Source organism: Streptomyces sp. NPDC055189, from assembly GCF_053606765.1.
In genome coordinates this window covers 133,932-146,464 of the sequence record NZ_JBSGSG010000005.1, presented here as the reverse complement: position 1 = coordinate 146,464, position 12,533 = coordinate 133,932, and the positions used below count along the sequence as shown (strand labels likewise).

Annotated in this window: 10 protein-coding genes and 1 tRNA gene; 4 read left to right on the top strand and 7 right to left on the bottom strand. The window is 70.9% G+C overall.

Translation table 11 applies throughout. From position 1 onward, the window contains the following. The first annotated feature begins 164 nt into the window (after nt 1-164). Together ACWFR3_RS05865 and ACWFR3_RS05860 are read left to right on the top strand one after the other, a co-directional pair. Entirely contained in the window at nt 165-3,446 is a 3,282-nt protein-coding gene (locus ACWFR3_RS05865; protein ID WP_453733308.1) for a S41 family peptidase, read from the top strand. 102 nt (nt 3,447-3,548) lie between these two features. After that, nucleotides 3,549-3,740 (top strand): hypothetical protein, encoded by a 192-nt coding sequence (locus ACWFR3_RS05860; RefSeq protein ID WP_453733307.1) that lies wholly within the window; start codon nt 3,549-3,551, stop codon nt 3,738-3,740. 225 nt (nt 3,741-3,965) lie between these two features. Here ACWFR3_RS05860 and ACWFR3_RS05855 read toward each other — a convergent pair whose 3' ends face one another. Genes ACWFR3_RS05855 through ACWFR3_RS05845 form a run of 3 tightly spaced genes read right to left on the bottom strand, consistent with a single transcriptional unit; the run spans nt 3,966 to nt 7,401 of the window. Next, nucleotides 3,966-4,844, bottom strand: a complete 879-nt coding sequence (locus ACWFR3_RS05855; protein WP_453733306.1) for an SDR family oxidoreductase — start codon at nt 4,842-4,844, stop codon at nt 3,966-3,968. Then, nucleotides 4,841-5,794, bottom strand: a complete 954-nt coding sequence (locus ACWFR3_RS05850) for an alpha/beta fold hydrolase (RefSeq protein WP_453733305.1) — start codon at nt 5,792-5,794, stop codon at nt 4,841-4,843. Before ACWFR3_RS05850 ends, ACWFR3_RS05855 begins: the two co-directional genes overlap by 4 nt. Further along, nucleotides 5,791-7,401, bottom strand: a complete 1,611-nt coding sequence (locus ACWFR3_RS05845; protein WP_453733304.1) for a flavin-containing monooxygenase — start codon at nt 7,399-7,401, stop codon at nt 5,791-5,793. Before ACWFR3_RS05845 ends, ACWFR3_RS05850 begins: the two co-directional genes overlap by 4 nt. A 186-nt stretch (nt 7,402-7,587) precedes the next feature. On the opposite strand from ACWFR3_RS05845, the gene ACWFR3_RS05840 reads away from it, so the two are divergent. Beyond that, entirely contained in the window at nt 7,588-8,229 is a 642-nt protein-coding gene (locus ACWFR3_RS05840) for a MerR family transcriptional regulator (protein WP_453733367.1), read from the top strand. Between the two features lie 32 nt (nt 8,230-8,261). Here the strand turns inward: ACWFR3_RS05840 and ACWFR3_RS05835 are convergent, their stop codons facing one another. Both ACWFR3_RS05835 and ACWFR3_RS05830 read right to left on the bottom strand, forming a co-directional pair. Continuing rightward, nucleotides 8,262-9,293: a DUF6528 family protein gene (locus tag ACWFR3_RS05835; RefSeq protein WP_453733303.1), complete on the bottom strand. Its 1,032-nt coding sequence runs from the start codon at nt 9,291-9,293 to the stop codon at nt 8,262-8,264. A gap of 91 nt (nt 9,294-9,384) precedes the next feature. Beyond that, nucleotides 9,385-10,185, bottom strand: a complete 801-nt coding sequence (locus ACWFR3_RS05830; RefSeq protein ID WP_453733302.1) for an exodeoxyribonuclease III — start codon at nt 10,183-10,185, stop codon at nt 9,385-9,387. 66 nt (nt 10,186-10,251) lie between these two features. Here ACWFR3_RS05830 and ACWFR3_RS05825 point away from each other — a divergent pair, with 66 nt between their 5' ends. Further along, nucleotides 10,252-10,764 (top strand): GNAT family N-acetyltransferase, encoded by a 513-nt coding sequence (locus ACWFR3_RS05825; protein WP_453733301.1) that lies wholly within the window; start codon nt 10,252-10,254, stop codon nt 10,762-10,764. Between the two features lie 113 nt (nt 10,765-10,877). On the opposite strand, the gene ACWFR3_RS05820 is transcribed toward ACWFR3_RS05825, so the two are convergent. Beyond that, a tRNA-Ala gene (locus tag ACWFR3_RS05820) sits at nt 10,878-10,951 on the bottom strand. Nucleotides 10,952-11,018: 67 nt separating this feature from the next. Next, nucleotides 11,019-12,341, bottom strand: coding sequence for a divisome protein SepX/GlpR (gene sepX / locus ACWFR3_RS05815; protein ID WP_453733300.1), 1,323 nt, complete (start codon nt 12,339-12,341; stop codon nt 11,019-11,021). Nucleotides 12,342-12,533 lie beyond the last annotated feature (192 nt).

The following is a 12,533-nucleotide window of genomic DNA, read 5'->3' as shown; positions in this document are numbered from 1 at the left end:
TCCCTCCGCTCCCTGTCGAAACTGTTGCGTACGCCATGACTGTACCCGCGGGCTTAACGAAACGAAACCGTTTCGTACGTGTGCTGCGTCACGCGAGGGCCGCCGCGCCTGTTCGTCCCCCTGTACGAGTTGCCGGGCCCTGCACACCGGAAAAGCATGGTGAGGTGACCGACGCGCGCGATGAAGCCCACGCTGACCACGCCTACCTGCGATTTCCGCACCTCAGCGGCGACCGCCTCTGTTTCGCGGCCGAGGACGATCTCTGGGTGGCCCCGCTGAGCAAGGACGGCGAGCCTGCGGGCCGGGCCTGGCGGGTGACCGTCGACCGGACCAAGGTGAGCCACCCGCGCTTCTCGCCGGACGGCCGCCACATCGCGTACACGACATGGCGCAGTCTCGACCCGGAGATCCACCTGGCCCCGGTGGACGGCGGCCCCGCCCGCCGCCTCACCTACTGGGGCAGCACGGACACCCGGGTCTGCGGCTGGTCCCCCGACGGCGACATCCTCGCCGTCTCCTCGCACGGGCAGCCCTTCTCGTACTTCTGCTGGGCCTACAGCGTGCCCACCGACGGCTCGCCCGGCGGAGCGCTGCCCTGGGGCCCGGTGTACGACATCGCGGTCAACGACATCGAGGGCGAACGCAAGACGCTCCTGCTCACCGGAAAGCCGCCGCACGAGCCCGCGGCCTGGAAGCGCTACCGGGGCGGGGCCACGGGCCGCCTGTGGCTGCACGGCGAGCAGCTCCTGCCCGACCTCGACGGGCATCTGGACGCCCCGATGTTCGTGGACGGCAGGATCGCCTTCCTCTCCGACCACGAGGGCGTCGGCAACCTCTACTCCTGCCTGCCGGACGGCTCCGACCTGCGGCGGCACACCGATCACGACACGTTCTACGCCCGGCACGCGTCCAGCGACGGCGCCCGCGTCGTCTACCAGTGCGCGGGCGACGTCTGGCTGGTGGACGACCTGAGTCCCGGCTCCGTGCCTCGCCGCCTCGACGTGCGCCTCGGCGGGCCGCGCGCCGGGCGGCGGATCTATCAGGTGCCGGCCGCGCAGCACGTCGACTCGCTCTCCGTGGACGCGACGGGCCGGGCCAGCGCCGTCGTCGTACGCGGCAGCCTGTACTGGCTCACGCACCGGGACGGGCCCGCCCGCACCATCACGGACACCCCGGGCGTGCGCGTGCGGCTGCCGGAGATGCTCGGCAAGGGCGGGCAGGTCGCCTACGTCACCGACGCGGAGGGCGAGGACGCCGTCGAGATCGCCTACCTGCCGCGGGCCAGCGGTGCGCGCCTGCCCCGCAGGCTGGCGCAGGGAAAGCTCGGCCGGGTCCTGGAACTGCTCTCCGACCCCGAGGGCGAACGGCTCGCGATCGCGTCGAACGACGGCAGGCTCCTGCTCGTCGACGCGACCGAGGAGTCCGACGGCGAGGTGACGGAGCTGATCGTCTCCACCAACGGTCCCGTGCGCGACCTGGCGTTCTCCCCGGACGGGGCGTGGCTGACCTGGTCGCATCCGGGCATCGGCCGCTCGCTCCGCCAGATCAAGATGGCCCGGATCGAGGGCCCCGGCTGCCGCATCATCGTCGACGTCACCAACGGCCGCTTCGAGGACGAGAACCCGGTCTTCACCCGCGACGGCCGCTACCTCGCCTTCCTGTCCTGGCGCGGCTTCGACCCGGTCTACGACGTGCACACGGGCGACCTGTCCTTCCCCCTCGGCTGCCGCCCCTACCTGGTCCCCCTGTCGTCGGCGACCCCGTCCCCCTTCGCCCTCTCCCCCGACGGCCGCCCGGCCGCGGGCGGACTCGATCCGGCCGACGGTCTCTCGCCGGCCGGGTCCGTCATCGTGGAGGTGGAGGGCCTGGAGAGCAGGGTGACGCCGTTCCCGGTCTCGGCGTCGAAGTACTCGGCGCTCCACCCCGTGAGCGGCGGCGGCCTGGTCTGGCTGCGCTGGCCGATCTCGGGCGCGCTCGGCGAGACGTTCGCCAACCCGGCGGACACCTCGGGCCGCCCCACCCTGGAGTACTTCAACATCGCCAAGGCCAAGAAGTCCGCCCTGGTCGACCACCTCGACTGGTTCGCGCTCAGCGGCGACGGCACGCGGCTCGTGGTGGTCGACGAGGGCGACCTGAGCGCGGTCCCCTCGACGGAGGTCGGCGACGGCGACACGACCGTCTGGATCGATCTGCGCCGCATCCTGCACGAGGTCGACCCGGCGGCCGAGTGGCGCCAGGCCTACGACGAGGCGGGCCGCCTCATCCGCGCCTACTTCTGGGAGCCGCACATGTGCGGCATCGACTGGCCCGCGGTCCTGGACCAGTACCGGCCGCTCGTGGACCGGGTCGCGTCCCCCGACGAGTTCGCGGACCTGCTCCGCGAGGTCCTGGGCGAACTGGGCACTTCCCATGCGTACGTCTCCGCCGCCCGCCGCAACGAAGGGCCGCCGCACTACCAGCGGGCGATGGGGCTGCTCGGCGCCAACCTGGTCTGCCGGGACAACAGTTGGATGGTCAAGCGGATCCTGCCCGGCGAATCGTCGGACTCCAAGGCGCGCTCGCCGCTCGCGGGCGCGGGCATCCGCGAGGGCGCGGTCCTCACGCACATCGACGGCCGCCCGGTGGACCCCGTGACGGGCCCCTTCCCGCTGCTCGCGGCGGCGGGCGGTACGACGGTGGAGCTGACGTTCGAGGCGGCGGAGACGGAGGGCAGGCCGAGGCGGGTGGCGATCGTCCCCCTCATCAACGAACGCCCCCTGCGCTACCAGGACTGGGTGGCCAAACGACGCGACGTCGTACGGGAGTTGAGCGAGGGAAAGTGCGGCTATCTGCACATCCCCGACATGGGCGGCTCCGGCTGGGCCCAGTTCAACCGCGACCTGCGCCTGGAGGTCTCGCGCCCCGCCCTGATCGTGGACGTGCGCGGCAACGCGGGCGGCCACATCAGCGAGCTGGTGATCGAGAAGCTGACGCGCAAGATCCTGGGCTGGGACCTGACACGGAACGCCCAGCCCGTCTCGTACGCCTCGAACGCGCCACGGGGGCCCGTGGTGGCCCTGGCCGACGAGGCGACCTCCTCCGACGGCGACATGATCACGGCGGCCTTCAAGCTGCTCGGCCTCGGCCCCGTGGTGGGCCAGCGCACGTGGGGCGGCGTGGTGGGCATGACCGGGCGGCACGTGCTCGGGGACGGCACGGTCATCACGGTGCCGATGAACGCGGGGTGGTTCGACGAGTACGGCTGGTCCGTGGAGAACCATGGCGTGGCCCCGGACCTGGAGGTCCTTCGCACGCCCCTGGACTGGGCGGAGGGGCGGCACGCGCAGCTCGACGACGCGGTGCAGGTGGCGCTGGACCTCCTGGAGCGGCAGCCGGCGGCGACGCCGCCGAGCCTGGACGACGTGCCGGACCGGCGGCGTCCGAAGCTGCCGCCGCGCGGTGACTGACCGTTGAGGCAACTGACCGTTAATGATCGAAATGCGAGGAAAGTACCTGCATGTCAGTCTGGTCGAGGCCCCTCCAACCTCACCCTCTAGGAGTGAACAAGCATGGGCATCAAGGACCAGTTCCAGGACAAGGCCAACGACCTCGCCGACAAGGCGAAGGGCGCGATGGGCGAAAAGCAGGATGAGGCGCGTGACCGGGCTTCGCAGGCGCAGGACGAGGCGAGCGAGCGCAGCTCGCAGGGCCAGGACCAGGCCCGCGACGCCGCGCAGGAGCAGCAGGACAAGTTCAGCTGAGGCTACGAGCCTGACGCTGCGCTGTGCTTGAACGGATGAGGCCCCCGGGACGCCGGGGGCCTCATCACTGCGTGCGGCGGGGTGCTTGCGTGACCGATCCACCGCCGAGTGCCGGGTGGGCGGGTGGGAGAGATCCGCCGCGAAGCGGCGGGACAGGGTCGCCCCCACGGCGCGGCAGCCAAGCCCCACCCCGCAGTGAAGCGAAACCCCGCCCCGCAGAATCAACTACCGCCCAGTACGGGCCTGTTCATCGGCGGAGCCCCCCGCTCCCACGAGCCCCGTGGAGACCGAGGCAAGGCGGGGTTCGAACCGCCGCATCTCACGCTGCCCGACCGTACCGATGAGAGCCGGGAGGTAACCCCGGATCCCCTGCATCCCCCGCAGCCACCACTGCGCATACACATGGCTGGACCGGCGCTCGATCCCGGCGACGATCCGGTCGACGGCCGGACCCAGCGGGTACGTCTTGTTGGACGGCCACGGCAGGCGCTGCCGCAACTCCCGCATCACGTCGTCCTGGTCCGCGCCCCGCACCATGTCGGTGTCCGTCCAGGACAGGTAACCGACGCCCACCTTCACGCCCTTGTAGCCGACCTCGGCCCGCAGACAGTGCGCGTACGCCTCCACGCCCGACTTCGACGCGCAGTACGCCGACATCATCGGCGCCGGAGTGATCGCCGCGAGCGAGGCGATCTGGAGCAGGTAACCCCGGCTCTCCATCAGGACCGGAAGGAACGCCCGCCCCGTCACCGCGCTGCCGATGAGGTTGACCTCGATCACGCGGCGCCACGCCACGGGGTCGGACTCGACGAAGGGACCGCCGTTGGCGACGCCCGCGTTGGCGACGACGATGTCGACCTTCCCGAACCGCTCCTTGATCTCCTGCGCGACCCGGGCCATGGCCTCATGGTCGGTCACATCCGCGTGCCAGGCCTCGGCCTCGGTGTGCAGCCGCCCCGCCACCTGCTTCAGCTCGTCCGGTTCGAGCCCGACGAGCGCGATCTTCGCACCCCGCGCCGAAAGCTTGCGCGCGAGCAGCTCACCCACGCCCCGCGCCGCCCCGGTGACGACCGCGACCTGGCCCTCCAGGCTGACCTTGCTCATGCGCTGCTCCCCTCAAGCCCCTGAACCCGCTGCTCGCCGGCTCGTACGTACCTCTTCACGAGATCCCTGATCCCGTCCGTGACCGCTTCCGGCGCCTCGACGGGCGTCATGTGGCCGATGCCCGGCAGCTCGGTGAGACCGAGGGAGTCCGGCAGCATCCCGGCGATGCGCCGTGCGAGCGCGACGGGCGTCATCCGGTCGGCCGTCCCCGCGATGACCGCGGTCGGCACGGTCAGCTCCAGGACCCCCGCGTCGAGCGCGAGCTCGTCCAGGACGTGCGACCAGCGGTAGCGCACCACCCGCGGGCACCCGTGCACGATCCGGGCGCACACCTCGACCCGCTCCGGCGCCGAACCCGGCCCCATCGTCGCGTACTTGAGGATCTTGCGGGCCATGGGCGTGACCGGCCCCAGCGGCGCCTTCGCGCCGAGGACCGACCGCGTGAGCCGCGTCCGCAGCGCCCCGGCCCGCATCGGCACCACGGTCGACTCGGCGACGAGCCGCGAGCTGCCCGTGCTGCACAGCAGAACCGCCGCCGCGTGCTCCCGGAACCCGGGCCGCGTGCTCGCGGCCATGATCGTCATGCCGCCCATGGAGTGCCCGGCGAGCACCGCCTGCTCCCCCGGCTCCAGCGTCGCCGCGAGCACGGCCTCCAGATCGTCCGCGAGGGCGGTGGTGCTGTAGCCCTCCACGCCGTCCGGCGCCGCACTGCGCCCGTGCCCCCGCTGGTCGTACGCGATCACACGGTGATCGACGGCGAGCTCACGTATCTGCGCCGCCCAGAAGGCGGTCGAGCAGGTCCACCCGTGCGCGAGCACCACCGCGGGCGCGCCCTCGGGGCCGTGCACCTCGGCGTGCAGCCGCGCGCCGTCCGCCGACACGACGGTCAGCTCCCTGGCCGCGGGAGGCGGCGCGAAAGGACCGCTCGTCACATGCATCAGCCTGCTCATGCCCCTGCCTCGACCTTCTTCGTCTTACGGGTCCTCGGCTTCGCCGCCGCCTGCGCCTCAGCCTCCGGGCTCACCTTCGGCGGCCGCACCACCTCGTACTCGGCGAGATCCACCCGCCGCGTGGCATTGCGGAACTCGCTCGTCGTGCCGGGCCAGATCGTGGTGTTCACGCCGTTCTCGTCGAGGTACCAGCTGTTGCAGCCGCCGGTGTTCCACACGGTGCGCTTCATCCGCTCCTGGACCTTGTCGTTCCAGGCGTTGACGGCACTCGTCCGCACGGCGAGCGCGGCCCGGTCGCCCAGGACGTCCAACTGCCGCATGTAGTCGGCGAGATAGTTCAGCTGGGACTCGATCATGAGGATCATCGAGGAGTTGCCGAGGCCGGTGTTCGGTCCGATGACGGTCATGAAGTTGGGGAAGCCCGCTGCGGTCGCGCCGCGCAGCGACTTCATCCCGTCCTTCCAGGTCTCCATCATCGTCACGCCGTCCGACCCCACCACGCGGTTGGCGATCGGCATGTCCGTCACATGGAAGCCCGTACCGAAGATGATCGCGTCGACCTCGGTCTCGGTGCCGTCCGCGGCGACGACGGTATTGCCGCGCACCTCGCTGAGCCCGCTGGCGACGACGTCCACATTGGGCTGCGCGAGCGCCGGGTAATAGGTGTTGGAGAGCAGGATCCGCTTGCAGCCGATGCGGTACGAGGGGGTCAGCTTGGCCCGCAGCGCCGGGTCCTTGACGGCCCTGGCGATGTTCCGCTTGGCGAGCTGCTCGACCATGCCGAGCTCGTTCGGCCGCTTGGTGAACGCCTGGACCTGCAGCTCCCGGATACCCCACAGGATTCCGCGCCGGGCCTGCGTGGTGAACGGCAGCTGGCGGTGCAGCCAGCGCTCGGCCTTGCTGATGGGGCGGTCCATGCGCGGCATCACCCAGGGCGGCGTGCGCTGGAAGAGCGTGAGCTTGCCGACCTCGCGCTGGATGGCGGGCACGATCTGGATGGCGGAAGCGCCGGTCCCGATCATCGCGACGCGCTTGCCGCGCAGGTCGTAGTCGTGGTCCCAGCGCGCGGAGTGGAAGACCTTGCCCTCGAAGGTGTCGAGGCCGGGGATGTCCGGCAGCTTCGGGTCGGAGAGCGGCCCGGTGGCGGAGACGACGACGTCGGCGGTGAGGGTGCCGTTGCTGGTCTCGATCTCCCACAGCAGCCGGTCCGCGTCCCAGCGCAACAGCTCCACCTCGGTGTTCAGGCGGATGTGCGAGCGCAGCCGGAAGGTGTCGGCGACCTGCTCCAGGTACTCCCTGATGCGCCCCTGCCCCGAGAAGGTGCGCGGCCAGTCGGGATTGGGCGCGAAGGAGAACGAGTACAGATGCGAGGGCACGTCGCAGGCGCAGCCCGGGTAGCTGTTGTCCCGCCAGGTGCCGCCCACCGCGTCGGCCCGCTCCAGGACCACGAAGTCGGTGATGCCCTCGCGGCGCAGCCGGACCGCCGCCCCGAGCCCGCCGAACCCGGACCCGATCACCGCCACCCGCACATGTTCGTGTGCGCGACCACTCCCGGGCCCGCCCTCGCGCCCCTGCCCGCGCTCCTGCTGGCGCTCGTCCTCGGCCATGCCGCCGCCTCCCGAACTGCATCACGACTCCGCCAGTGTCCACTGGCGCAATTGGGAGAGTAGAACAACTCCCTACTGATGGGTAGGGGTCTGGCGCCGCGAGTTACCGCCGGTAGAACACGCACACGACGCACACGATCCGGCAGCGCATAGGCTGCTGCCGTGGCAGAGACACGCGAGTACCGCATGGAGGAGTTGGCCAAGGTCGCCGGCATCACGGTGCGCACCGTGCGCTTCTACCGAGAGCGCGGCCTGATCCCGCCGCCCCGCCGCGAGGGCCGCATCGCCTGGTACGACGACCACCACCTGGCAAGACTGCGCACGATCGCCGCACTCCTGGAGCGCGGCCACACCCTGAGCGGCATCGCGGAACTCGCGGAGGCCTTCGAGAACGGCCGCGACGTCGGCGAACTCCTGGGCATCGGCGAACCCACGGAGGAGACCCCGGTCCGCCTCACCCCCGAGGAACTGGCCGACCGCTTCGCGGGCGAGGTCACTCCCGAGAACCTCGCAGCGGCCATGGACCTCGGCTACCTCGGCACGGACGGCGACGAAATCGTCCACGTGAGCCGCCGCCTCCTGGACGTCTCATCGGCACTGGTCCGCGAGGGCATCCCACTGGCGGCGGTCCTGGAGGCGGGCCAGCGCGTACGTGAACACGCGGACGCGCTGGCGGAGTTGTTCATCACGACCATCCGCACGCACACGCCGTCGGAGGCGGGCAACGTAAGCATCGAGCGCATGCGCCCGCTGGCGAAGAGCGTGGTGGAGGCGGAACTGTCGATGGCACTGGACCGCAGGCTGGCATCGGAGAAGCCCGGGGAGTAATGCAGCCCGGCCGGCGTTTGAGGCCGGCGCCCCTACCGCGGCAAGAACCACCGAGCCTTGTAAATCCCGCCGTCGACCAGCTCATACTCCCCCCGGGGCCGATGGACACTCACCTTGGTGGTCCACCAGGTCTCCTCAAGCCCACTCTCCGGCACGGTGGAGAGGACCTGCCCGGTCCGCGTATCATCCCCCACCGCCTTCACGGACTTCCGCGAGATCTCCGAGGCCCCGGCAAAGTCCTGCACAAAGACCCCGCCCTTGATGTCGTACTGGAAGACCGCCGCGTTCGTGGTCACCCAGAGCCGCCCCGACCGCCCCGCCACTGGAAAAAGATCATGCCCGCCGGGAGTCTTCCCCGGCGTCCCGACCGGAAGCCCCACCGAGGACCGCCGCGTCAGCGCGGGCCGAGCCCGCGTCCCACCCACCTCGTACGTGACCAACTCATCGTCACCGATGGCCCACAGCACCTTGCGCGCACCGTCCCAGTGCAGCCCGTGCGCCCCCTTGAGCTCCACCTCGGCGTACTGCGAGGCACGCGGCCCCTGCGAAGCCGCGTACAACCGCACCAGCGCACCCGTACTGCACGCCACCGCGACATTGCCGTCCGGCAGGATCTCCGCACTGTGCGGATTGAAGAGATCGTCGCCGGGACCGAGCGCCGCGCCCCAGTAGCGCTCCCCCGAGGGGTAGTGGACGACGGCGACGAACCCGAAGGAAGCGGTGGTCAGCACATAAGTGCGCCCCTTGAGTCTTCGCACCTTCGACTCACTCGGATACACCCAGCTCTCCTCGGGCCGGAGATCCTCGTACCCCTCGCGCCTCGTCGGCGAGAACGCCCACCGCACGACGGACGGATCACGCTCCGCGTCCCACAGCCTGCGCCGCGGGTCGAGCACGAGGATCTGCTGGGTCGCCTGCTCGGTGAGGAGCACGGGCGGCGTACGGCGGGGCACCCCGCCCGGCGTACCGCCCGATGCTCCGGCAGGCGAAGCCGCAGCCAGCGGCAGCCCAGCCCCGACCCCGGCGACCAGCGCCCCCAGCAGCACACCCCGACGAGACGGCATCGACGCACCGGACATGAAGTCTCCCCCACACGGCTGACAGTTGAGTCATTGTCAGGTACGCGCTCGCAACATGCCATGGCGCCGCGCGGACTCACATGTCGTAGACCACCGTGACGGGCGCATGGTCCGACCACCGCTCCCCATGAGTGGCCGCCCGCTCCACGAACCCCTTGACCGCGCGCTCCGCGAGCCCCGGCGTCGCCACGTGGTAGTCGATCCGCCACCCCGTGTCGTTGTCGAAGGCGCGCCCCCGGTAGGACCACCAGGAGTAGGGCCCCTCGACGTCGGGATGCAGCGCCCGCACCACGTCGACGTACCCGGCGTCCCCCTCGAAGACCTCCGTGAGCCACTCGCGCTCCTCGGGCAGGAAGCCCGAGTTCTTCTTGTTGCCCTTCCAGTTCTTGAGGTCGGCCTCCTGGTGCGCGATGTTCCAGTCACCGCAGACCACGACCTGGCGCCCCTCGGCGGCGGCCCGCTGCTTGAGCCCCTTCAGATACGTGAGGAACTCCCCCATGAAGCGGATCTTCTCGTCCTGCCGCTCCGTGCCGACCTCGCCGGAGGGCAGATAGAGGCTCGCGACGGTGACACCGGGCAGATCGGCCTCGATGTAGCGCCCGCTGTCGTCGAACTCCTGCGACCCGAACCCGACCTGCACCCGGTCCGGCTCACGCCGCGTATAGAGGGAGACGCCCGCGCGCCCCTTGGCGGCGGCCGGCGCGTGCGTGACGTGCCAGCCCTCGGGGGCCCGCACCTCCTCGGGCAACTGCTGCGGCTCGGCCCGTACCTCCTGGAGGCAGAGCACGTCGGCGGAGGTCTCGGCGAGGAACTCCACGAAGCCCTTCTTGGCGGCGGCGCGCAGCCCATTCACATTCACACTGGTCACGGTGAGCATCCGGGAACGATACCGGCACACTTAATGGATGACTTCACCCCACCGCATAGAAGTACGATGGTTCGCATGAGTATCCAGTCACCGTTGCAGCGCCCCGCCGTAGAGCTGCGCCCGACCCCCTTCGACCACCCCGACGCGGTCGAGCTCAACGACCGCGTCCAGCTCGAATACGCGGAGCGGTACGGCGACGAGGGCGACATCACACCCCTCGACCCGGCCATGTTCGCGGCCCCGGGCGGTCTGTATCTCGTCGCGTACGACGAGAACGGCACGCCGCTGGCCACCGGCGGCTGGCGCGGCCACGAGGAGAACGACGAGGGCTACGGAAACGGCGACGCCGAGATCAAGCGGATGTACGTCACACCGGAGGCGCGCGGCCTCGGCCTGGCCCGCCGCATCCTGGCGGCCCTGGAGGACGACGCGAGGTCCGCGGGCCGTACGCGCATGGTCCTGGAGACGGGCACGAAGCAGCCGGAGGCCATAGCCCTCTACACGTCGACCGGCTACACCCCGGCCCCCGCCAAGTTCGGCCACTACCGCTTCGACGACCTGAGCCGCTGCTACGTGAAGCCGCTGTAGCTCTCACGGCGCACGCCGGGCATCCGGCGTGCGCGAGAGCGGCGTGCGCGAGAACCCCCGGACACGCAAAGATCCCGCCCAGTTCGATGAACTGGACGGGATCTCATGTGCAGTGGACCTGTGGGGATTTGAACCCCAGACCCCCTCGATGCGAACGAGGTGCGCTACCAGACTGCGCCACAGGCCCTTGCAACGAGTGAAACTCTAGCATCCCGATTGGGGTGCTCGGAAATCCGTTCCTGGCTGGTCAGGCCTCACTCGTTGGCGGCACGCGGCCGCTCCCCTTCCTCGTACTGATCGAAGAGCGGCGTGCGCCCCCGCTCGCGGGCCCGGCGTGCGGACGCGGCCCGGCGTGCGTCGCTGCGGCCATCGGCTCCGTCCACGCCGTCGGCGGCTTCCGCGCCGTCGTCGTACTCGGCGTACTCGCTCTCGTCCGTCTCACCGTGCGCCTCGTCGGCGGCGGGCTCCACGGAACTCGACCGTGCGGAGCTCCAGGCGTCGGGCGCGCTCAAGTCGACGTCACCGGTGGCCCGCGGGGCGACCGGCGCGGTCACGTACGTCGGCAGGGGCACCGGTACCGGGTCCCAGCTGTCGCCGTGGCCCGGGCGGCGCTGGCGCTCGCGCTGCTGGTCCACCCACTCCGCGTGGTCGGTCTGCTCGACCAGCGCGCGGCGGTCGGCGGCGAGGGCGGAAAGGCCGGTCTCCGTCCCGGGCCCGGGTCCTTCCTCCGCATCGTCGACGACCGCTTCCGCGCCGCCGCCCGCCGCGCGCCTGCGCGGCTGGCGTTCCCGCAGCCGCTGCGCCGCGACCTCGGCCCTGCGCCGGTCCATGGTGTAGGTGAAGCGACGCCGCTCCTGGCCCCGCAGGTACACGATGTACGCGCTGAGGAGCGCGGCCGGTGCGGCGGGGGCCCAGAGGAACGCGAGCCCGCCCACCGCGGCGACGACGGCGCCGAGCGTGAAGGCGACGAAGAGCATCACCGTCGTACGCCGACGGCGCGCGAGCACCTTCGTGCGCCGGGCGCGCGCGGCGGCTTCCGCCGACGCCGCCCGGCGGGCGGCCGACTGCTGAGACCGTGCGCCGGTCGGGGCCGGGGTCGGCTCCGGGGTGTCGACGCGGGCCTGCACGGAGGATCTGGCCGGGGCCTTCGCCGCGGGCCGCGCCTGGGGCCGCGGCGACGACTGCTGGGCCGGCGGCTGCTGGGCCGCGGGCTGCTGCGCCGGTGGTCTCGCCGGGGGCTGCTGCGCACGGGGTTTGACCGGCGCCTTGCCCTGCGGCTCGGGCCGCTCTTCCTGTCCGCCCTGTCGGTGCGGAGGCGCGACGAAGGCCCGGACGTCCACCGAGCCGGTGACATTGTCCGGGTCGCGCGACTCCTCCTCTTCAGGCGAGCGCGCTTGCAGGTCCTTGGCGTATCGGCGCTCCATCCCCGCACGTCCGGACAGGAGCCGGATGGCGGTGCTGAAGCGTTCCGTCGGACGGGCTTCATTGAGCTCGTCCTGCCTACGGAGCCACATCGGCACCAAGTAGGCGGCCCAGGCCCCGACGATGACTGCGTAGATGAGGCCGCTGCTGCTCACGCCTCACACGGTAGAGGGGTTTGCTTGAGGCCATCTGCCAATTGCGCCGGTGTGTCGCACGATCTGGCTGATATCTCGAACTTTTTTTGTGACTGATGCGATCAACAGGCCACCGAGACGGTGAAATTAATGCTCTGGGGGGATCAAGTCGGGCCCCAGACGGTCGATCGCCGATCATTTTCAAACACTTAT

Excerpts from the sequence above, each read along its gene's own strand:
- ACWFR3_RS05860 (WP_453733307.1), top strand. The coding sequence starts at position 3,549 with ATGGGCATCAAGGACCAGTTCCAGGACAAGGCCAACGACCTCGCCGAC.
- ACWFR3_RS05855 (WP_453733306.1), bottom strand. The coding sequence starts at position 4,844 with ATGAGCAAGGTCAGCCTGGAGGGCCAGGTCGCGGTCGTCACCGGGGCG.
- ACWFR3_RS05850 (WP_453733305.1), bottom strand. The coding sequence starts at position 5,794 with ATGAGCAGGCTGATGCATGTGACGAGCGGTCCTTTCGCGCCGCCTCCC.
- ACWFR3_RS05845 (WP_453733304.1), bottom strand. The coding sequence starts at position 7,401 with ATGGCCGAGGACGAGCGCCAGCAGGAGCGCGGGCAGGGGCGCGAGGGC.
- ACWFR3_RS05840 (WP_453733367.1), top strand. The coding sequence starts at position 7,588 with ATGGAGGAGTTGGCCAAGGTCGCCGGCATCACGGTGCGCACCGTGCGC.
- ACWFR3_RS05835 (WP_453733303.1), bottom strand. The coding sequence starts at position 9,293 with ATGCCGTCTCGTCGGGGTGTGCTGCTGGGGGCGCTGGTCGCCGGGGTC.
- ACWFR3_RS05830 (WP_453733302.1), bottom strand. The coding sequence starts at position 10,185 with ATGCTCACCGTGACCAGTGTGAATGTGAATGGGCTGCGCGCCGCCGCC.
- ACWFR3_RS05825 (WP_453733301.1), top strand. The coding sequence starts at position 10,252 with ATGAGTATCCAGTCACCGTTGCAGCGCCCCGCCGTAGAGCTGCGCCCG.